This window comes from uncultured Campylobacter sp., assembly GCF_937921625.1.
Lineage (GTDB): Bacteria > Campylobacterota > Campylobacteria > Campylobacterales > Campylobacteraceae > Campylobacter_B.
Map to the genome: position 1 here is coordinate 19,894 of NZ_CAKZTI010000039.1, position 19,879 is coordinate 39,772.

Below are 19,879 nucleotides of genomic sequence, written 5' to 3' on the forward strand. Positions count from 1 at the left end.
ATAAAATTTATAGTTCTGCGCGAGCGCGCGGACGAAGTGCACGCCTATGCCCTCGTCCGCGTAGATGACGTTGCCGATACCCAGTACCAGCACCCTCAAGCGTGCTCTTCCTTTTTAAATTTATAGCCGCTTACGATCGCATCCATCGCGCCGTCCCTGCCCTTGACGGCGTTAAAGACCGCCATATAGACGTGGATCGGCACGAAGATTATGATGATATTCATGCAAAGATGATGTATCATTCGCACTTCGCTTAGACCGCCCATCGCCGCTTCCAGCGGGCGTAAGAGACCGTATAGTGCGCCGCCGAGCCCCTCGTGATAGACGTGCACGTATAATATCATACCCGTTAGGCAGATTACGAACAATACTAGATAAAAGCCCAGATAGGAGATGAACTGTAGCGGGTTATAAACGCCGCGAAGATGCGGGTGCTCGCCCAAAAAGATATAGTATTTGATCTGAGCGATCCAGACGCGCGGGCTAAAAAAATCCTTGATACTCAAAAGCTCTTTTCTGCTCTTTTTATCGAAGAAGAAAAGATAAGTTTTAAAGATCGCCGCGCCGATCATCGCAAAGCCGAAGATCAGATGCACGAATCTAAATTTAGCCTGCATGAAAAGCACCGGCTCGGGACTCACCTCAGGCGCGGTGAAAACAAAGGCGATATAATATCCGGTAATCACCAAAATCGTAATGCAAAGCGCACGCAGCCAGTGCGTGAGCCTAAGACCGATTGAGAACTCGTATTCCGCAAATCTTTTTTTCATGATTTATCCTTTGCTGGGATCTACCCTATAGCAGCCAAGCTCCGCCCCTTTAGCGTCCATTACGTGCACGGCGCAGGCGATACAAGGATCGAATGAATGGATGCGGCGGATGATCTCTAGCGGCTTGGAAAGATCGGCAAGCTTAAGTCCGATCAAGCAGGATTCGTAAGCGCCCATAGCGCCGTCTTTATCCTTCGGAGTGGCGTTCCAAGTAGAAGGTACGACCGCCTGCCAGTTTTTGATGACGCCCTTTTCGATCCTGCACCAGTGGCTAAGTGCGCCGCGCGGCACGTGACCGATATAGCGACCTTTGTACTCTTTGGAATTATCGATTACATATTTTGCGCAGGTCTGCGTATCGCCGCTTTTGATGTTTGCGATCAAATTTTCTAGCGCGATCAGTCCGTTGTCGGCAACGACTTTAGCCTCGATCATACGGCACGCCGTTCGTCCAAGCGTCGAAAATACCGCCTCAAGCGGCAAGCCGGCGTCTTTTAGGAATTGATCCACGACCTTTACTACGCGCTCGTTTTTCTTGGCGTAATTTACTACGATATTTGCAAGAGGTCCTACCTGAAGCGGCTTACCGTCGTATCGCGGAGCCTTAATCCAGGTGTATTTGCCCTGGGTATCGAGCACCTTCGTATGTGCTTCTTTGCCGTGCGCGTCGATGCTCTGTCCGTCCTGAAGGCCCGTATAATTCGGCTCCTGCTCGCCGTCGTAAGGATGAAGCGGCGCATCGTTTTTATACCACGCATGCGTTGCCTCCTCGGTGATCTTGTTCTCATCAAGCTCCAAAACCTTGCTAATATCGCCGTTCATAATCATGCCACTTTGAAATAGCCATTCGTTCTTTGAAAGCTGAAATTCTTGATGAGTCCATAAATTTGCCACGCCGATATCGTTTAGCACGCTAGGCTCGTTGCCGTAAGCTTTGGCGGCCATTACGAGATCAGGATAGTAGGCACGATTTACGAAGTCCGCGACCTCTTTAAATTTAGACATATATTCGCCAAGTCTCGCAGGACTTAGGATATCCATCACGCAGGTGACGCCGCCTACGGTGAGGCTTTGCGGATGAGGCTGCTTCGCACCGAATATCGCCATCATCTGAGCCGCCGTGCGCTGAATGCGCAAACACTCAAGATAGTGCGAAAGAGCGATTAAATTTTGCTCCGGGCTAAGCTTATATGTTGGGTGGCCGAAGTAGGCGTTGGCAAAAGGTCCCAAGGCGCCTTTTTTAACAAAAGCGCCCACGCGATCTTGCACCTCTTTTAGCTTATCGGCACCGCACGCATAAGGGGTATCGCAGTATTTAAACGCCTCTTCGCTTGCTTTTTTAGGATCGGCGCTAAGCGCGCTTACTACATCTACAAAATCAAGTCCATGGAGTTGATAAAAATGCACCGGATGATCGTGCAAAAATAGCGCATTAGCCATCAGCGTGCGCGTTAGCAAGGCATTTAGCGGCGGAGTTATGCCGAGGGCGTTTTCTACCGCGACGATACCCGCTTTGTAGTGCGAGAAGGTGCAGACGCCGCAAATTCTTTGCATAAAAAATCCCGCGTCGCGCGGATCTCTATTTTTTACTATGGTCTCAAGCCCGCGCCATAAAGTGGAGCTACTATAAGCCTCGCGGACGACGTTTTCATCATCCACTACGACCTCTATTCTTAAATGTCCCTCTATTCTGGTTATCGGATCTATTACGATTCTTTGCGACATGATTATTCCCCTTTATCTTTCTTGAATGACGCAATCGCCGCGTGTGCCGCTACCGCAACACCCGTGATCGCTAAAATTCCGACACCTATCTTATCTGCGGTAGCATCAGCGCCGAGCCCGCCGAAAACGCTTTCATAAAGGCGATCTGCCAAAGGCTCCTCAAAAGGCCCCATATGATCCCAGAAATCAGGCTCCGAGCAGCCTATGCAGCCGTGACCCGCCTGTACCGGCCAGCTAGTGTGGGAGTTGAAGCGCTCGCGTGAGCAGTTATTAAATGTATAAGGGCCCTTGCAGCCTACTTTATAAAGGCAATATCCGTCCTTTGCGCCCGCATCGCCGAAGCTTTCTACAAACTCGCCCGCGTCGAAATGTCCGCGGCGCTCGCATAGATCGTGGATGCGCAGCCCGTAAGCCCATTTCGGTCGGTTGTAAACATCAAGGCTTGGAAGCGTGCCAAAAAGGATGAAATTTAGCACGTTACCTACGATATTTTTTTCGTTAGGTGGGCAGCCCGGGATGTTGACGACGGGTTTGCTTATGATTTTGTCCAAACCTACGGCGCCGGTTGGATTTGGAGCTGCGGCTTGGATACCGCCGAAGCTCGAACAGGTGCCGATCGCAAATATCGCCGCAGCGCCCTCGGCAGCGTCTTTGCAGTGCTGAGCTCCGCTCTTGCCCTCGGGACCCACGGTTAGGAAAAATTCATTCTCGCCGCTTGGAATTCCGCCCTCAACCATCAAGATATAGCGCCCCTTATATTTTTCGATAGCGCCTTCTAAATTTTCCTCGGCTTGCCAGCCTGCGGCAGCCATTATCGTCTCGTGGTATTCGAGGCTGATGTAATCGAATATGAGGCTATCGATCGTAGGCGTCTCGGTACGCAGCAAGCTCTCGCTACAGCCTGTGCACTCCGCCATATGAAGCCAGATCACGGGCAGGCGATCTGCAAGCTCCGCAGCTCGCGCCACGCTCGGCGCAAATGCGGCCGGAAGCCCGAGCATCGCGGTCATCGCTCCGCTCCATTTCATAAAATCGCGGCGCGAAAAACCTTTGCTCTTAAGCCTTTCTTGTATGCTCTCATCCGCTTTTATTCGCGGCAAACGCTCAACGGCATCAAGTCTAGCCGAAATTTGAGCCAAATCAACCATATCTTCCTCCTGAATTTTAGGATACTTTTAAATGGCATTTTATCAAAATTTAGAATTTATGCACCTTAAATTTCGTTAGATTTAATTAAAATTTTATATTTATTCATCGTCTAGTAGGTTTTAAATTTAAAAATAAAAGGCGGATTAAAATTTAGCGCGGCGGGCGAAACATTAAATTACGACAGAAAAAGCATTAAATTTTATAAAGTATTGAATAATACGATGGGCGAAGCATTAAATTTTATGAAGCATTAAATTTACAAAGCAATGAAATTTTATCAAGAATTTTATAACGACGAAAAGTATTTTAGGATAAGCAGGCGTAGGTTGGATGATTTTGTGCGATACTAGCAGGCGCGCTGTTTGTGCGCCGCGGCGAAGTATTTTTGTAAAATCATCCGTTAAATTTTAGAAAATTTCCAAAGATCAGCTTACCAGTCTCGTTGCATCTTGGATATTGATGTTTAGTCCAAGCTGCTCGTTGCTTAGCCCAAGAGCAAGACCTACTAGTTGGGATAGGTGGATGATCGGCTTTCTTGCCTTGGAGTTCATCGCTTCTTGGTATCGCTCCTGATAGATATCTAGCTGCATCTGGCATAGCGGACAAGGGGTAACTACGACGTCGGCTCCGTGCTCGGCAGCGTCATTTACGATCTCGCTTGACATTTTAGATACCGATTTTACCGCTGGATAGCTAGCGTGAAAGCCGCAGCAATCAAGGCGTTTTTCAAAAGGCACTATCTGAGCACCAAGTGCGTTAACTACCGCTTCAAAGCTTTTTGGATTGGTTGAGCTTTCTTTTTTAAGCTCGCGCTCCGGTCTTAATGAGTGGCAGCCGTAAAATAGCGCTACTTTTAAATTTGTTAGCGGTCTTACGACTTTAGCTTTTAATGTATCTAAGCTTTGATATAGCACCCAAAGCAAGCTCGTTATCTCGGTACTTCCCTGATACTGCATACCGCCCTCTTTTAAAAAGGTATTGATATAGCTTTTAGCACCCTTATCCAAAGTTAGCTTTGCTTTAGTTAGAGTTAGCATACAGGTGGAGCAGGTAGTTAGCAGAGGCATATTCATACCCTCGGCTAGCGCGATGTTTCTAGCATTGGCTACCAAGCTTGCCATAGGATCTACGCATTGAGCTTGACTAGCCCCACAGCAGCTCCAGCCTTTTATCTCGTGAAGTTTAATACCCAGTACCGGAGCGATCGCTTCAAGTGAAATTTTAGATTCCTTTGCGGCTTGACTTAAAACGCAACCCGGGAAAAATGCAAATTCGTTATTCATCCTCTCCTCCTTATTCTATCTCGCCGCTAGCTTGAGCTTTGCGTGCGGCCTCTATCATCTTAACGAGCTGCGCATGACCCTCGATCTCCTCGCCTCCGAATACGTGCAAAGGATTCATCTTACCCGCAGCCATTAAATTTGCCGCTACGTCCATCTTGCCCATATTTGCAAATACCCCCTCGCTTCTTAGAGCAAGCTTGATCTCGTTTAATCTTCCGCTTCCCTCTACGATGTCTAGCAGGAATGCCTCCGCGTGAGCTGGACCGCTTCCTGCGGTTAAGCCTTTTTTCATCGCTAAGGCGCGAAGTGCGGTGATGTCGCTTTGAGCGCTTATGCCTTTAGGGCAGCGATCGGCGCACTCTTGGCAGTGCACGCATAGCCATAATCCGTTTAGTACCGCAGGCTTTAGATGAGGCATAGCGTCCCTGCTTCTTGAATCAAACGCGGCGCGGTTAGCATGCGTGAAAACAAAGGGTTGCATATAATCGCTCGCGTCAGCTTCTAGCTTATTGCATTCGCTAGCGCAACATCCGCAAAGTATACAATCCCACTGCTTTTTGACGCGCTCCATCTGCTCAGGGCTTTGTTTACAACCTTTTTCGGCGCTAAATTCTTTCTTAGGGGCAATCGTAGGTTTAATCTTTCTTAAATTTTCGATACTAGGCTCCCAGTCCACTACTAGATCCGAGATCACTCGAAAATTATTTAACGCAGAGATCGCAAAGCTATCAGGGTTTTCATACTCCGCAAGCAGAGCCTCCATCTTGGTATCGCAGGCGAGATATGAGTGCCCGTTTACCCTCACGGCACAGGCTCCGCATATCGCCATACGACACGCTGCGGTAAAATTTAAAGTGATATCTAAATTTTGCTTAATAAATTGCAAAACTCCAAGCAGGGTCTTTCCTTTGATCTGCTCCAAACTTAACTCGTAGGCTTGCTTATAATTTTTGCTTCCGTCGAAGCGGTCTATGATAAATTTCATTGAGGTTTCCTTCCGTCAAGAGAGAATTCCGTAACGACGACCTCTTTGTAGCCCAAGCTTAGCTCGCCTGCATCGTTCATCGTCACAATACTGTGCTTTAAGAAATTTTTATCGTCGCGCTTCGGATAATCCTCTCTGGTATGCGCGCCGCGGCTTTCCAGCCTCTTTTGCGCAGCCAAACACGCACAGCGCGCAAGCAGGATTAAATTTCCAAGCTCGACGTAGTCGGTAAATGCGGTATTCATAACCGGATTTGTATCCGCGACGTGCAGCTCGTCGTAGCGCGCTTTAATGCCCTCTAAATTTTGCGAAAGCAGATCGAGCTTCTCGCCGGTTCTAAAGATGCCCATATTGTCCCAAAGCTGCGCGCCTAGCTCTTCGCGCAAATCATACATCTCGTTTGCCTTGCCCGAACCGTTTGCGATCTGCTTAAATTTAGCCTGCCATTTTTGCGCCAGCTCGCTTGCCCTTTTACCGTCACCGAAGCCCTCCTGCTTCGCGGCATAATCCGCTGCGCCTAGTCCTGCGAGCTTGCCCGTTACGACGGCGTCGGTTAAAGAATTTCCGCCTAAACGGTTTGCGCCGTGAATCGAGATACAAGACGCTTCGCCCGCGGTGTAAAGCCCAGAAATTTTAGTGCTCATATCGTCAAATTTTGTGACTTCAATGCCCCCCATCGAGTAGTGAGCGGTAGGACGAATAGGAATCGGCTCCTCGATTAGATCGATACCCTCAAACAAAATGGCGGTGTGTCTGATCTTAGGAAGGGCTTTTAAAATTTTATCTTTTCCGAGATGTCTTACGTCAAGCAGCACGTATGCGCCGAGTCCCTCGCCGTAGCCCCTACCCTCGCGAATCTCGGTTTCGATCGCGCGAGCTACGACGTCGCGGGGCGCAAGCTCCATCTTTTCGTGGTAGTTTTTCATAAAGCGCTCGCCTTTGTTGTTGAGCAGATATCCGCCCTCGCCTCGCGCAGCTTCGGTAATGAGCGCGCCGCCGCTTTTGATGCCTGTAGGATGAAACTGCACCATCTCCGGATCGCTAAATCCAAGACCTGCGCGCAGTGCCGCCGCGATACCGTCGCCGGTAGCTATATAAGGAACCGAGGTGCGGTTGTAAAACATCCTCGTATATCCGCCCGTAGCGATTACCAAGGCTTTGCAAAGCACCGGATAAAAATCGCCGGTTTGGATATTTCGAAGCACGACGCCCTCGCATCTGCCGTCAGGTGCGCTGATCTCAAGCAACTCGTGATCGATTAAAAATTTCACGCCGTTGCTGACCGCATCGTCAAAACAGGCGTGCATCAAGATATGACCCGTCTTATCGGCGGAGTAGTTGCATCGCTTTTTAGACGCGCCGCCCATAAAGCGCTGTGCTACGCCGCCCGGGACGCCGCTTTCTTTGCCATCCACGCCGCCGCTGGCGTTTCTGGAAAACAGCGTGCCGATGTAATCCATCTCGGCAATCGTAGGGCCCGCAAGCTCGCAAAATTTAATCGCGGCGTCCTGATCTACGAGATATGCGCCGCCCTTTACGGTGTCGTAGGCGTGAAGCTTGTATGAATCGCCGTTTGCGAAGCTCGTAACGCCGTTGATACCGCCTTCCGCCATACAGGTCGCGTTGCGCGAAGGCATCATCTTCGTAGCCACGACTACGCTAAGATTTGGATTACTCTTTCTTACCGCTACGGCTGCACGCAAACCCGCGCCTCCCGAGCCGATAACAAGTACGTCCACACTAGGAAGGCCGCCTTCGTTGCCGCCGTCTGCGCTTTTACTTTTATCGGTATCCACGCAGCCGCTAAGGCTAAGCGCGCCGACGCTGATACAGGCCGATTTTAAGAAATCGCGTCTGTTGAAATTTGATTCGCTCATTTTCCTCTCCATTTGAGAAATTCTTAGCTTAAGTTTAAAGTTCTAAACTAAAAGCGTAATTTTAGTTTCATTTTTAACATAAGTCAAATATTATTTAGTGTATCATTTCATAAGAATTAAATTATCAATTGGAGAGGCTAAATGAATTTGCATCGCATGGAGCTAGTATTAAAAGTAGCAGAATTTCGTAGCTTTACTAAGGCTGCCGAGGCACTTAGAATCCCGCAGCCGTCGCTATCACAGAGCATTTTATCACTGGAACGTGAGCTTGGAGCGCAGCTTTTTAACCGCACGAGTAATCCCATTTCGCTTACGCACGCGGGAAAAATTTATGCTAGTAAAGCCAAAGTCATTTTTGATGCCATAAACGACCTAAAAAACGATATCTCTGAAATAAGCGGCGTAAAAAATGATAAAATTCGCATCGGCTTTTCGCAAAATGGCTATAATCTACTGCCGTCGCTGCTACCGATGTTTTGCAAGAAATTTAAGGATTCGGATCTGCAAATTACGCAGTTTTCTTCTGCGCTTAGCATTCGTGAAATGCTACTTCAAGGTGATCTTGATGTCGGTATGCTGATACTGCCCATCGATATGAGTGGGCTTGACGGGGTTAAAATTCTAACGCAAAAAACCTATGTCGCTCTAAGCTCCACCCATCCGCTCTCGCTTGAGTTTAAAAACGAATCTGTTCCCAAAATTGACATTTCGCGCTTAAAAGAGGAAAGATTTATCCTGCCTAATCAAAGCCTAAGAAGCGCCGAGCAGATAGATGCATTTTTTGCTGCTGCGGGATTTGCGCCAAAAGTGCTGTGTCGTACGGAGACCTTTGATATCGCCAATGCTATCGTCGCAAGCGGCGCAGGAGCGTGCTTTAGCATACCGCAGATGATAAAAGAAGATAAGGCAAGTAGGATAAAGCTCTTTGATGTAGGCGCGCGCGAGCTTGATAATACGCTAATAATCGCTTATAAAAAAGGCAAACTTCTAAACCATCTAGCGCAGGCGTTTATCAAAACTGCACGTAAAATTTCTAATGAAATTTAACGCAACGATAAATGATAGATTGAGTTTTTGCAGCACTTTGCCTCTTTGTTAGCTTTTGCACAAAAATTTTTGGAGCGGATTTCGCTCAAGTTTAGGTAAAATTTCAAACTAAGCTTAAATTAGAATTTTGCCAATAGAATTTTTTATTGCTAAAATTTCACTCACAATTTACGACGAAATTTAGCGCAAAATTCTAATTTTTCACTCCGCTTAAAATATCCAAATCCTTGTTATACACTTTAGTATCTACTTCAAAAATTCCAAGCAGCGTGTGAAAAAGATTATCGTGCGAAAAAGCGTCGTCCTTATGCGATTTAAGCGCGCTCAGATCGTATCTTTCGCGCATTTTTCCCTCACCTAGCCAAACGATGGCGCCGATATGCTTTTGCGCCTCGGGAGCAAAAAGATAGGGCATGCCGTGCAGATAAACGCCGCCCTCGCCCAAACTCTCGCCGTGATCGCTCATATAGATCATCGCTGTTTCGTACGTCTTAGAATATGGTTTTAAAAATTCTACAACCTTGCTTAAAAAATAATCCGTGTATAAAATCGCGTTATCGTAGGCATTTGAAATTTCTTGCTGCGAGCAGTTCTCAAGCTCGTTATCGCGGCAAACGGGGCTAAATTTTTCAAATTCTTTCTTATAGCGCTTAAAATACGCAGGCCCGTGATTGCCCATCTGATGCAGCACGATTAATACATCTTTGCCCGCGTTTTCGGCGATAAATTTATCAAGCCCCGCAAGCATCCCCTCGTCCCTGCACTCTACGTCGCAGATCGGATTATTTTGCGGAATTTTAAAATCCTGATATTTCACGCGCAGCGCCACACCTTTGGAATCGGAATTGTTATCGCGCCACAAAATCGCCATGTCATCAGCGCGGTTTAGTATGTCTAATACGTTTTGCTCCTCCATAGCCTTTTCGACGCTAAATTCCTCGCGATTTAGCAGCGAAAACATGCACGGCACGCTTTGCGCCGTCGAAGTGCCACAAGAATGGGTATTGCTTAGGCTTACGACACCCTGCTCTTTGGCTAGTAGCGGATTAGTATCTCGCTCGTAGCCGTTTAGCGAAAATCTATCCGCTCTCGCCGCTTCGCCCACGACTACGACGACGAGCTTTTTTGGACTTGTAGAATTTTTATCGATATGCGCGTCCGTAGCGATTTGCATCAGAGGCTGCAAGCCCTGCTTTTTAGATTTTGCGACAAATTTAACGCCGCTGTAGATCCAATATCCGGGATTTGCGTAGCTGCGTAAAATTTTATGCTCTCTGAAAAACGACGCGTAGTATTTGCTAAATCCAAAAAGCAGCGCCGCGATGATCGCTATGCAAATGCCTGCCGCTTTGAGCTTAGCTAAAATTTCAAATTTAAGCGGACGGTATCTAACGCGCAAGCGAGCGATCAGCACGCAGGGCAAGACGCCCAGCACCAGCACGTAAATCGCCAGTCGCAGACTGAAAAGATCCGCCGACTCGGCGAAGTTCGTCTGGGCTGCGTTACGGATCATCTCCGAATCGATTACGACGTTATAGCTATCCATGAAATACGCCGTAAACGACGAAATAAAAAAGCATATCATCAAAATCGGCTTGGTTGTATAACGCGAGCTAAAAATCGTAAAAAATAGTGTCAAAAAAGCGATCAAAGCCGCCATGTCGCAGACAAAATATATAAAATTTAGCCCTGAAATTCCGTAGGCATTTATGATATTTTTGAAAAACGAGAAGTTAAAAAATGCCACAAAAGCAAGCGAGCTTAGAAAAATAAGCTTCTGCTGCGACGGATTTTTGAAAAAACTAGGCACGAAGCGTTCCTTGAGATAAAATTTCAAGTTGAAATTTTACGGCGTTTTGGTAAATGCTCGGAAATTCCGCGCTTTGTATCTCACAAATCGCAGCAAAATTTTTGTGAAATTTTAAAATTTCGCGCGCATTCATCTTAGCTTCATCTTGGAATTTTAAAATTGCGCCATCCAAAATAAAATTTGGAAATAAAATCAAAAGGATTAAAGATGAAAAATCTTAAAGCTTTAGGCGCGCTCGCCGCTACATTCGCCCTTGTAGGCGCATTAAACGCAGGAAACTTTAGCGAAAAAGATGCTAAAGTTTCATTCGATCAAGCGATAGGGATCGCACAGCAAAACTTTGGTGACGCGACTATAAAAAGCGTAGAAATCGACGATGAGCACGGAAGGCTCGTCTATGAGATAGAGTCGCATAAAGAAGGTAGCGAAAACGAGATCAAAATCGACGCTCAAAGCGGCGAAATTTTAAAGACTCAAACGCAAAAGAAGCTAAAGCCTAGTAAAATTGATTATTCGCAGGTCAAAATCAGTGCCGCAGACGCTCGCGCCAAAGCACTTAGCGTAAACACCGGCTGGGATTTTCGCGAGGTTGATTTAAAAAGTAACGGCGGTAAGCCTGCATACGAAGTCAAACTGCGCCAAGGCATGAGCAAAAAAGAGGTGCTAATCGACGCCGCTACGGGCGAGCAGATCTTGCAGCGTCAAAAATAAGCAAAGGCGTGAGATGAAAAATCAAAGCTTAAAGGGTGGAGCAGATAACTCCGCCCAAACTAGTGAGGCTTTGGACGCTAGGGATTTTAGCATAAACGAAAATGCTGACTATGGCGCCCAAAATGCAGACGCAGCTAAAAATTTAGATGAAAATGCGCAGGATTTTTCGGCAAATTTAGCAAGCGAAACAAGCGAGCGGAATCTCGCGCCCTGCGAGCAAAATTCTAAAGATTTTTCCAGCGTGGAATGTTGCAAAAATCAAAAAAATTCTTCGGATGCGAAAGATTATAAGGACGAGCGGAATTCTTCGCAGACGCAAGACTTATCAAGTGCGCAAAATTTCGCCGATACGCAAAATTTTTCAGATATAAGTAATTTAGCAAGCGCGAAAGATTATGCCAGCGCAGCAAGCTGCGCGGAGGTTTGTAATTCTTGCAAGCCAGTGCTTTGCAGCCGCTGCAAACGCGAAATCGCTAAGCAAAATTTCAAGCTTGGCTACGTAGGATTTGGGCTTTTTGCGCTAAATATCGCAGCAGGCGCACTAAATTTTTTAGGGCGGTTAGGAAGCGTAGCGGATAAAAAGGCAAGCGAGATTAGAGCTAGGCAAAAGGCGCCTGCGAATTAGCGCAGCTCCCAACGCTACTGAAATTTAGCGGTGCGTAAAATGAGCGGGTTTACACATCCAAGGCGCCGCAAAATTTATGCGTTTTTGGCTAAAATGGCGGATTAGAATTAGCAAAATTTTAAAGGAGCACTTTGAAAATTTTACTTGTCGAGGATGAAAAAGATCTAAATCAAATCATCGCAAAATGTCTGAAAAAGGACGGCTACAGCGTAGATTGCGCCTTTTGCGGCAAGGAAGCGCTAGAGTTTTTGGATGTCGCAAAATATGACGCTATCGTGCTTGATGCGATGATGCCTGTGATGGACGGCTTTGAGTTTTTGAAGGTGGCGCGGGCGCGCAGATTGGGAACGCCGGTTTTATTTTTAACTGCGCGGGACGCCAAAGAAGATATCATCGCAGGGCTTGATCTGGGCGCAGACGATTATATGGTTAAGCCCTTTGATTTTCGTGAGCTTTTGGCGCGACTTCGCGCAATTATCAGGCGTAAAAACGCTACTGCGGATAACGAAATTATCATAGGGCAAGTGCGCCTAAATCTAAGCAAAAAATCGGTCGTCTGCGCGGGCGAGGTAGTGGAGTTAACGGGTAAGGAATATAGAATTTTAGAGCTTTTGATGCTAAATCGCGGTGCGATTTTGAGTCGAGAACAAATCGGCGAGAGCATTTGGGATTTTAGCGACGAAACAAGCTCAAATGTTATCGATGTTTTAATCAAAAATATCCGCAAAAAGCTAGGCGAGCATGGCGATATAATAGAAACGAAGCGAGGGCTTGGCTATGTCGTGGCAAAATAGCAAGATTTGGATTAAAATTTCGGCGATTGCGAAGCAGATTTTTGCCGCTACGGCGCTTTTCATATTAAAATTCGTGCGAAATTTTAAACAGAATTTTACGCATAATTTTGCGTGTTTAAAGAAAAGCTGCAAGAAAAATCCCACGCAAAATATCGAGTTAAACCGGGTTCTAAATTCTACTCAAAGCCAGGCGTCAAATTTTAAACGGAATTCCACGCAAAATCCGGCATCAAATTCCGCGCCAAATTTTTCTGCTACAGGCGCAACACCCGATCTAGCGCAAAATTCTAATAGCGTCCTCGCGCAAAGTCAAGGACAAAATTTCGCGTCTAAAATCGCGATAAGAAATTTTACTCAAGTCTTATCTAGAGTATTTACAACCGCTAAAGAGAATTTTATCTCACACGCGCTACCTATCAGCCTACGCGTGACGCTTTATTATAGCGTATTTATTTTGGTGCTTGCAGGCGCTATTATCGGCATTTGCGGCTATATTTTAGACGAAGTATCAGGAAGCTCCGTCAGCCAAAAAAAGCTTGCCCGCTTAGTGCAAAAAGCCGCGCGCGAGGGAAAATTTAAAAGCTTTGATGACGGTGTGTTTTTCTACGAGCATGACGGACGAGGCGGCGTGATCGCAGGGTTTGTGCCTAAAAGCTTCGATCCTGCGTTGCCGCTTTCGCCTCAAAGCGCGCGCGAGGTGGAGCTTGATGACGACGAGTTTTTCTATTACGACGCGCAGATCAAAGGGCGCAGTGCATGGATACGCGGCGTCATCGCAGTTAGCGAGTTTGAGCTTGCGATGAAACGCGTGATGCTGATCGCTCTTATCCTATCGCCGCTATTTGTGGTGCTCGTCATCTACGGCGGCTACGCGATCATAAAAAGAGCGTTTAAGCCCGTGCGCACTATGTCGCGTACAGCTAGCGAGATCGGAGCTAGCGGCGATTTTACGCGGCGAATAGAATTACCGCAAGGCAAGGATGAACTAAGCGCGCTCGCAGCTACGTTTAATGAAATGCTAGCATCACTGCAAAGCGCGTTTGAGCGCGAGCGGCAGCTAAGCGCCGACCTTTCGCACGAGCTGCGCACGCCCGCTGCCGTCATACTGGCTCAAAGCGACTACGCCCTAGCCTACGAGCAGGACGCGAGGGAGAGTTTCGCGGTCATAAATAATCAAGCGCGTAAAATTTCGGCGTTAATAGAGCAGATTTTAGAGCTTGCCCGCTTTCAGCGCGGCGCGCGTTTGGCACCCGTAAGCTTAAGCAGAATCGCAAACGAGTGCGCGCAAGACTTTCAACTTTTGTGCGCACAAAAAGGGCTAAGCTTTAGCTCGCAGATAGCCGAGGGCGTGCGCGTAAACGGCGATGAGCTGCTTTTGATCAGGCTGATTAACAATCTTTTAAGCAATGCTTTAAAATTTACGCGCAGCAGCGTCGCTTTAGAGCTTTGCGTCAGTGCAGACGCGTGCGAACTTAGCATAAGCGACGATGGAGAGGGCATCGAGCCTGCTTTGCAAACTAAAATCTGGGACAAGCTCTATCAAATCGAGCGTTCCAGAAATCGCGAGCAAAATAGCGGCGCAGGACTCGGGCTAGCCATCGCCTCACAAATCGCGAAGATCCATGGCGCGCAGATTTCACTACGTAGCGAAGTAGGACGCGGAAGCAAATTTAGCGTAAAGTTTAAGAAGGTTTAGGCGGTTTTGTGGGCTTGGTGGCGTAAAGAAATGCTGGGCGGCGAAATTCTTAAAATTTTATCGCCTATTGTTGCTTAAAATTTAACGGCTATAGCCGTATATAGAGGCGATAGTGTAATTTTAAAATTAGGCCGGCGTCGCCAATAATATCGGATGATTTTTGCGATAGTCGTGCGCTTTTAAATTTAAATGGGTCAAATTTTAAAATTTAGTTTTACCGCGAAATTCTGCGGCGAATTAATAAGGCAAGGCGCGGCATTTTGCCATTAGGCGAAGTGATAAGGCAAGCGCTTTATAGCTTAAGTGGGCCGGCGCGGGTAATTTAAGAATTTTGAGATATGCGGTAAAATAAGCCTTCGCTGAAATTTTACGGCGCAGTATTACAGAATAAACCTTTGCTAAAATTCTAAGACGCCACATTCGGTTCTAGAGAATTTAAATTTAGGAGTATTTAGCGACCGAGTAAAATTTAAATACGGAGCAAAAAAGACGGACTGAGATTTAAGGCCGCCTACATAAGCGAAATTTTGTCTTTTTGCCCACCTCTCTCTTGCAGCTTACGGCGATATAATCAAAGCCGTTTGGCCTTACCTCGCCCCATGAGGCAGCCCCGTCGTTTATCAGTATGACTCTACCACGCTCGCCTGTCTCGTATCCGTAGCGGGTGCTGTAGCCAAATTTTACGCGGGTCTTGCACGGCGGCAGGTTAAATTTCACTATATAGTGACGGGCTACTTTTTTCTGCGCCATATTCGTTGCAAGACATCGCGCTTTAGCCGTGCGAAGCGCTGTTAAAAAGTAAAATTTTCTCGCCCGTTTTTATGCATTTGATTGCGAACTTGCGAGGTATGAGCTCGCCCTCATAAGTCTGCGGCGATGGACTTTTCTAAATTTTTCGCCCTGCCCAGGATCGTAATCGCTCTGCGCTTACATATATTTACGCACCTGTAGCAAAGCGTGCACTCATCGCCGAATTGCGCCTTTTTGCAAGCGAGCTTTATGTTTTGCATCGGGCAGGGTTTGACGCAAGCCCCGCATCCGCTGCATCGCGATGGATCGAGGCTCGGCTTGCGCTTAGCAAAAGGGCCTTTATCCCAAATTTTCATCCAAAGCCGTTGCCCTAAAAACCCTGCGATACGACAGAGCGCGCCCAGCCCCTCTTGCGGCGGACGATTTGCGCTAAGTGCCTCCGCAACGCGCCCGACTTTAGCGTCCGCCTCTTTGATTATGCGCTCGTTTTTTGCTTGCGAGTAGCCAAAAATCGCCACGTCGAGGATGAACGCGGGCATTTTGATATGAGCGCCGCCCGTTATGTTGGCGCCGAATCGCTTTAAAACTCTAGCCGCGCACCCTGCCCCGTCGCCGCTGAAAATCTCCATCGTAGCGAGGATGAATACATTTTTGCCGCTAAAGCTCGCGCCATTTTCGTAGAGGAAGTCGCGCACGATACGCGGCAGGTCGCTAAAATAGACGGGATATGCCAAAATGACGTCGTTGTGGTGTTTTAAAAGCTCACCGCAGGCCTCGCTCTCGATCGAGACGCAGACGCCGCCAAGATGAGCGATGAGATTACTCGCGCAATGCTTCGTGTTGCCCGTGGCGCTAAAATAGATCGCTATCATGCCCGTCTCCCAGACTATACGAATTTCGGTGAAATTTAACCCTTACCGAACGAATAGAATTTTACGTTTCTTTTGCATAAAATTTTAAAATTTATACGTGACGGCGAAATTTAAATATGCCGTCGCACCCTAAAAAAGCAAAATCAATTCAGATATTTTCTGCCGCTACCATTCCAAAAACCATACAATCAGCCATGCTCATAGTACCGAGCCTACTTGCGCCGTGAACGCCACCGGTGATTTCGCCCGCTGCATATAGCCCTGCGATCGGCTCGCCGCTAGCTGCGTCGATAACCTGAGCTTTGGTATTGATCTGCACGCCGCCCATGCAGTAAAGAATTTTCGGGCTTGTTTGGCACGCATAAAATGGAGCTTTTGATACGTCGATACCGCCTACATCGGCTTTTGTCAAAGGCTTGCCAAACTCCGGGTCACTTCCTGCTTTGACATAGCCGTTAAAATCCGCGACGGTTTTTAAAAACGGCTCCAGCGGAATTTTATAAAATTTTGCAAGCTCTTCCAAGGTATTAAATTTTTTAATTGAGCCTGCTTCTACGCCTTTTGACGTATAGACCGGATTATTTGCATCAACTGCGGCTTGATCGCAGATATTTACGGGATAGTTGTCGTTATTTTCGCTCTCCGCCATGCATTTAAAGATCGCTTCGGTTTTGATCTTGCGCCCGGCGTGCTCGTTCATAAAGCGTTTGCCCGTCTTTGGATCGACAGTTAGACCATAGTCGTTAGCGCAGTGATTTGAAAACAGCGCAGAAGTACCAAATCCCTTCTCGCTAGGATTAGTATAAGGATTTAGTTGAATCCAGCTGAGTTGCAAAGGATTCGCACCTAGCTTCATCGCCGCGATAAGCGCACCTGCGGTAGCGCCTGGTTGGCTTACGGTTTCGATATTGTCTTTTAGATACGGCACCTGCTGCGCGCGAAACCATTTATCCGAACTGTATCCGCCCGCAGCCAAAATGACACCATCTTTGGCTTTAAAAAATTTTACTTCGCCGCTTTTGTTTTCCCTATCGTCGCTAGCAAGCTGCGGATCGAACTTATATTCTTCGCGACACTTCACGCCTACGACACGGCCGCTGTCATCTACGACAAAATCATCAAATTTAGTACGCTTCTTGATTACAGCATTTGCATTTTCCTCGATCGCCTTATGCATCGGCTGGATGTAGCCCGAGCCGCTGGCGTTTTTGGCCTGTACGGCGCGCTTTAGCGAGTGTCCACTGGCAGATATCACCTTGCCCGAAAACTCCACTCCGATGCTTTTTAGGTATTCAAAAGCGTCGCCTGCGCGATCGTAGATGACGCCTAGCAAATCTACGTGATTTAAATTTAGCCCGTCTTTTAGGCAATCTGCGATGAAAGCCTCTTTGCTATCCGTGATGCCCGCAGTTTTTTGGAATTCGCTATTTGGTACCGCCATATTGCCGGCGTTAATGACGGAATTGCCGCCCGCACGGCCCATCTTTTCGATCATAAGCACTTTTTTGCCGCGCTTAAGAGCCTGAAGTGTCGCCATCGAGCCTGCAAAACCGCTACCGATAACAACAACATCGTATTCTTCGTCAAATTTTACGTCTTTGGCGTTTTGCGTTGCACTCGCACTGCTTGCAGCTAAAGCCAGAGCTCCCACCGCGCCGATTTTCATAAAATTTCGTCTTGAAATTTCTTGCATTTTTTGCTCCTTGCATTGAAATTTTTAAAATTATACATCAGAGCGGCGAAATTTAGAATTTAACGAAAAGATTTAAAGGTAGAATTTTAAGAATTTTAAAAGCGCAGATTTAAAGCGAATAAATTCCGCTCCGCTAGCCGAAATTTAGGCGTAAATTTTAAAATTTACGGCGCACGGATTTGCTCGCCGCCTGTGCGAAATTTTGCCGCCGCTATAAAATTTTAAAGTGCGCGGTATTCAAATTTAAAACTCGCGCCGTAGAATTTTAAGTGCTTTAAATTTTAAAACGCTTTGAAATGCTACGGCACGCTTTGCGGCTCTATCTTGAAATTTTAAAGACGCACATAGTATTTCGGCGCAAAGCACGCACCGCTACTCCGTGCCGAAATTTTGAGGCGCTAAATTTAAGCCCCGATTGTTTCGCCCGCGATCATTCCGAAAACCATACAATCAAGGATCGCGTAGGTTCCGAGCCTGCTCGCGCCGTGCACGCCGCCGGTTACCTCGCCCGCAGCCCAAAGCCCTGGGATCGGCTCGTGAGTAAGGCTCGAGATGACCTGAGCTTTGGTGTTGATCTCAAGTCCGCCCATCGTGTGGTGCACCTTCGGCATCGTGCGGCTTGCGTAAAACGGCGGTTTGGAAACGTCGATGCCGTCCAGTTTATCGACAACCTTGCCGAATTCCGGATCTTTGCCAGCTTTGACGTAAGAGTTATAATCCGCGACGGTCTTTAAAAACGGCTCCAGCGGCAAGTTATAAGCCTTCGCAAGCTCCTCTAACGTGTCAAATTTCTTCACGACGCCTGCTTCCAGCGGTCTTGATGTATAGACCGGGTTACGCGCGGCGACGGCTTGAGAGTCGCAGACGTTTACCGGATAGTTGTCGTTTTTCTCGCTCTCGCCGATAACCTTAAAGCAGGCGTCCGCCTTGATCTTGCGCCCTGCGTGCTCATCCATAAAGCGCTTGCCGGTCTTTGGATCGACGGTTAGACCGTAGGTGTTGCAGCAGTGGTTGGTGAAATTTACTGCGGCGCCGAAGCCCTTTTCATCGGGCGAGCAATATGGAAGGAACTGAATCCACGACGTTAAAAGGGTAAATGCGCCGATTCTGTTTGCCGCTAGCATCGCTCCTGCCGAGCTTCCCGGATGGTTGGTGCTGTCTATGCTAGGCACTACGCGCGGATCTTGGATCTGGCGGTACCATAGATCGCGTCCGTATCCGCCCGAGGCTAGCAAAACGCCGTCTTTGGCTTTGTAGCTCTTTTTTTCGCCGCTTTTGTTTTCCAAATCGTCGCTAAAAAGTTTCGGATCAAATTTATACTCCTCGCGCGCTTCTACGCCTACAACGCGGCCTCTGTCGTCCACGATAAAATCGTCAAATTTCGTGCGGGTCTTGATCGTGACGTTAGGATCGTTTTGAAGCTTGTTCATCATCGGTTGGATGTAGCCAGAGCCCGAGCCGTTGGTTGATTGCAAGCTTCTTGCGACGCTGTGGCCGCTTTCAAAGATCAACTTATCGCTAAACTCCGCTCCGCAGCTAGTTAAAAGATCCACCGCATCGTTGCTGCGATCAAACATCACGCCTAAAAGATCGGTATGGTTAAGCCCGAGCCCGTCTTTTACGGCATCGGCGATAAAAAGCTCCTTGCTATCTTTGATGCCCTGCGCTACTTGAAATTTATTCATCGGAGCCGCCATGTTTCCGCCGTTGATGACGGAATTTCCGCCCGCGCGACCCATCTTTTCAAGCACTAGCACCTTTTTGCCGCGTCCGCTGGCTTTAATCGCCGCGGCAAGTCCCGCAAAACCGGTGCCGATGATGACGATGTCGTATTCCTCGTCAAATTTGACGTCCTTAGCGTTTTGTGCCGCGCACGCGCTACTAGCTCCCAGCGCAAGTGCTCCGGCGCCAACCGCGCTAATCTTTAAAAAACTACGTCTTGATACGTCTTGCATTTGCAACTCCTTTAATTGAAAGTGTATATTTAAAAGAAATGATAACTCGAATTTAAAGGCAAGTCAAATAGAATAACGTTATAAATAGATAGTAAAAAGCTATGAAATATGGGCGTTGATATAAAATTTTGAAATTC

Annotated in this window: 16 protein-coding genes and 1 pseudogene; 5 read left to right on the forward strand and 12 right to left on the reverse strand. The window is 47.4% G+C overall.

Annotation, left to right across the window (positions count from 1 at the left end):
* Window positions 1–3: 3 nt before the first annotated feature.
* From Q0101_RS06530 to sdhA, 7 genes and pseudogenes are all read right to left on the reverse strand, one after another.
* Window positions 4–99 (reverse strand): annotated as a pseudogene (locus tag Q0101_RS06530) (hydrogenase expression/formation protein); the annotation flags it as partial.
* Entirely contained in the window at window positions 96–770 is a 675-nt protein-coding gene (cybH, locus tag Q0101_RS06535) for a Ni/Fe-hydrogenase, b-type cytochrome subunit (protein ID WP_005870440.1), read from the reverse strand. The gene cybH and the pseudogene Q0101_RS06530, both read right to left, overlap by 4 nt.
* A 3-nt stretch (window positions 771–773) precedes the next feature.
* A complete protein-coding gene (locus tag Q0101_RS06540; RefSeq protein WP_297943447.1) occupies window positions 774–2,495 on the reverse strand; it encodes a nickel-dependent hydrogenase large subunit in 1,722 nt (573 codons plus the stop codon).
* A 2-nt stretch (window positions 2,496–2,497) separates the two neighbouring features.
* Window positions 2,498–3,643, reverse strand: a complete 1,146-nt coding sequence (locus Q0101_RS06545) for a hydrogenase small subunit (protein ID WP_297943449.1) — start codon at window positions 3,641–3,643, stop codon at window positions 2,498–2,500.
* A 426-nt stretch (window positions 3,644–4,069) separates the two neighbouring features.
* Entirely contained in the window at window positions 4,070–4,927 is an 858-nt protein-coding gene (sdhE, locus tag Q0101_RS06550) for an 8-methylmenaquinol:fumarate reductase membrane anchor subunit (RefSeq protein ID WP_297943451.1), read from the reverse strand.
* Between the two features lie 10 nt (window positions 4,928–4,937).
* Window positions 4,938–5,912: an 8-methylmenaquinol:fumarate reductase iron-sulfur subunit gene (gene sdhB, locus Q0101_RS06555; RefSeq protein WP_297943453.1), complete on the reverse strand. Its 975-nt coding sequence runs from the start codon at window positions 5,910–5,912 to the stop codon at window positions 4,938–4,940.
* The gene (sdhA, locus tag Q0101_RS06560; RefSeq protein ID WP_297943455.1) at window positions 5,909–7,789 is read right to left on the reverse strand and encodes an 8-methylmenaquinol:fumarate reductase flavoprotein subunit; all 1,881 of its coding nucleotides are present in this window, start codon (window positions 7,787–7,789) and stop codon (window positions 5,909–5,911) included. Before sdhA ends, sdhB begins: the two co-directional genes overlap by 4 nt.
* A 156-nt stretch (window positions 7,790–7,945) precedes the next feature.
* On the opposite strand from sdhA, the gene Q0101_RS06565 reads away from it, so the two are divergent.
* Window positions 7,946–8,836 (forward strand): LysR family transcriptional regulator, encoded by an 891-nt coding sequence (locus Q0101_RS06565; protein WP_297943457.1) that lies wholly within the window; start codon window positions 7,946–7,948, stop codon window positions 8,834–8,836.
* Window positions 8,837–9,029: 193 nt separating this feature from the next.
* Here the strand turns inward: Q0101_RS06565 and Q0101_RS06570 are convergent, their stop codons facing one another.
* Window positions 9,030–10,646 carry a phosphoethanolamine transferase gene (locus Q0101_RS06570; protein ID WP_297943459.1) on the reverse strand — a complete coding sequence of 539 codons (1,617 nt, stop codon included), beginning with the start codon at window positions 10,644–10,646 and terminating at the stop codon, window positions 9,030–9,032.
* 207 nt (window positions 10,647–10,853) lie between these two features.
* On the opposite strand from Q0101_RS06570, the gene Q0101_RS06575 reads away from it, so the two are divergent.
* The 4 genes from Q0101_RS06575 to Q0101_RS06590 all read left to right on the forward strand — a co-directional run bounded on the left by Q0101_RS06575 (window position 10,854) and on the right by Q0101_RS06590 (window position 14,472).
* Entirely contained in the window at window positions 10,854–11,357 is a 504-nt protein-coding gene (locus Q0101_RS06575; protein WP_297943461.1) for a PepSY domain-containing protein, read from the forward strand.
* Window positions 11,358–11,370: 13 nt separating this feature from the next.
* On the forward strand, window positions 11,371–11,982 hold the full coding sequence (locus tag Q0101_RS06580; RefSeq protein ID WP_297943463.1) for a hypothetical protein: 612 nt from the start codon (window positions 11,371–11,373) through the stop codon (window positions 11,980–11,982).
* 131 nt (window positions 11,983–12,113) lie between these two features.
* Window positions 12,114–12,776, forward strand: a complete 663-nt coding sequence (locus tag Q0101_RS06585; RefSeq protein WP_297943465.1) for a response regulator transcription factor — start codon at window positions 12,114–12,116, stop codon at window positions 12,774–12,776.
* Window positions 12,760–14,472, forward strand: a complete 1,713-nt coding sequence (locus Q0101_RS06590) for a HAMP domain-containing sensor histidine kinase (protein WP_297943467.1) — start codon at window positions 12,760–12,762, stop codon at window positions 14,470–14,472. Before Q0101_RS06585 ends, Q0101_RS06590 begins: the two co-directional genes overlap by 17 nt.
* Window positions 14,473–14,973: 501 nt before the next feature.
* Here Q0101_RS06590 and Q0101_RS06595 read toward each other — a convergent pair.
* The 4 genes from Q0101_RS06595 to Q0101_RS06610 form a co-directional block, all read right to left on the reverse strand.
* Window positions 14,974–15,222: a hypothetical protein gene (locus tag Q0101_RS06595; protein WP_297943469.1), complete on the reverse strand. Its 249-nt coding sequence runs from the start codon at window positions 15,220–15,222 to the stop codon at window positions 14,974–14,976.
* A 110-nt stretch (window positions 15,223–15,332) separates the two neighbouring features.
* Window positions 15,333–16,094 (reverse strand): EFR1 family ferrodoxin, encoded by a 762-nt coding sequence (locus Q0101_RS06600; protein ID WP_297943472.1) that lies wholly within the window; start codon window positions 16,092–16,094, stop codon window positions 15,333–15,335.
* 148 nt (window positions 16,095–16,242) lie between these two features.
* Window positions 16,243–17,787 carry a flavocytochrome c gene (locus tag Q0101_RS06605; RefSeq protein WP_297943474.1) on the reverse strand — a complete coding sequence of 515 codons (1,545 nt, stop codon included), beginning with the start codon at window positions 17,785–17,787 and terminating at the stop codon, window positions 16,243–16,245.
* A 404-nt stretch (window positions 17,788–18,191) separates the two neighbouring features.
* Window positions 18,192–19,742, reverse strand: a complete 1,551-nt coding sequence (locus Q0101_RS06610) for a flavocytochrome c (protein ID WP_297943475.1) — start codon at window positions 19,740–19,742, stop codon at window positions 18,192–18,194.
* Window positions 19,743–19,879: the final 137 nt, after the last annotated feature.

Coding starts and splice junctions, on each gene's coding strand:
- cybH (WP_005870440.1), bottom strand. CDS start 770: ATGAAAAAAAGATTTGCGGAATACGAGTTCTCAATCGGTCTTAGGCTC.
- Q0101_RS06540 (WP_297943447.1), bottom strand. CDS start 2,495: ATGTCGCAAAGAATCGTAATAGATCCGATAACCAGAATAGAGGGACAT.
- Q0101_RS06545 (WP_297943449.1), bottom strand. CDS start 3,643: ATGGTTGATTTGGCTCAAATTTCGGCTAGACTTGATGCCGTTGAGCGT.
- sdhE (WP_297943451.1), bottom strand. CDS start 4,927: ATGAATAACGAATTTGCATTTTTCCCGGGTTGCGTTTTAAGTCAAGCC.
- sdhB (WP_297943453.1), bottom strand. CDS start 5,912: ATGAAATTTATCATAGACCGCTTCGACGGAAGCAAAAATTATAAGCAA.
- sdhA (WP_297943455.1), bottom strand. CDS start 7,789: ATGAGCGAATCAAATTTCAACAGACGCGATTTCTTAAAATCGGCCTGT.
- Q0101_RS06565 (WP_297943457.1), top strand. CDS start 7,946: ATGGAGCTAGTATTAAAAGTAGCAGAATTTCGTAGCTTTACTAAGGCT.
- Q0101_RS06575 (WP_297943461.1), top strand. CDS start 10,854: ATGAAAAATCTTAAAGCTTTAGGCGCGCTCGCCGCTACATTCGCCCTT.
- Q0101_RS06580 (WP_297943463.1), top strand. CDS start 11,371: ATGAAAAATCAAAGCTTAAAGGGTGGAGCAGATAACTCCGCCCAAACT.
- Q0101_RS06590 (WP_297943467.1), top strand. CDS start 12,760: ATGTCGTGGCAAAATAGCAAGATTTGGATTAAAATTTCGGCGATTGCG.
- Q0101_RS06595 (WP_297943469.1), bottom strand. CDS start 15,222: ATGGCGCAGAAAAAAGTAGCCCGTCACTATATAGTGAAATTTAACCTG.
- Q0101_RS06600 (WP_297943472.1), bottom strand. CDS start 16,094: ATGATAGCGATCTATTTTAGCGCCACGGGCAACACGAAGCATTGCGCG.
- Q0101_RS06605 (WP_297943474.1), bottom strand. CDS start 17,787: ATGCAAGAAATTTCAAGACGAAATTTTATGAAAATCGGCGCGGTGGGA.
- Q0101_RS06610 (WP_297943475.1), bottom strand. CDS start 19,742: ATGCAAGACGTATCAAGACGTAGTTTTTTAAAGATTAGCGCGGTTGGC.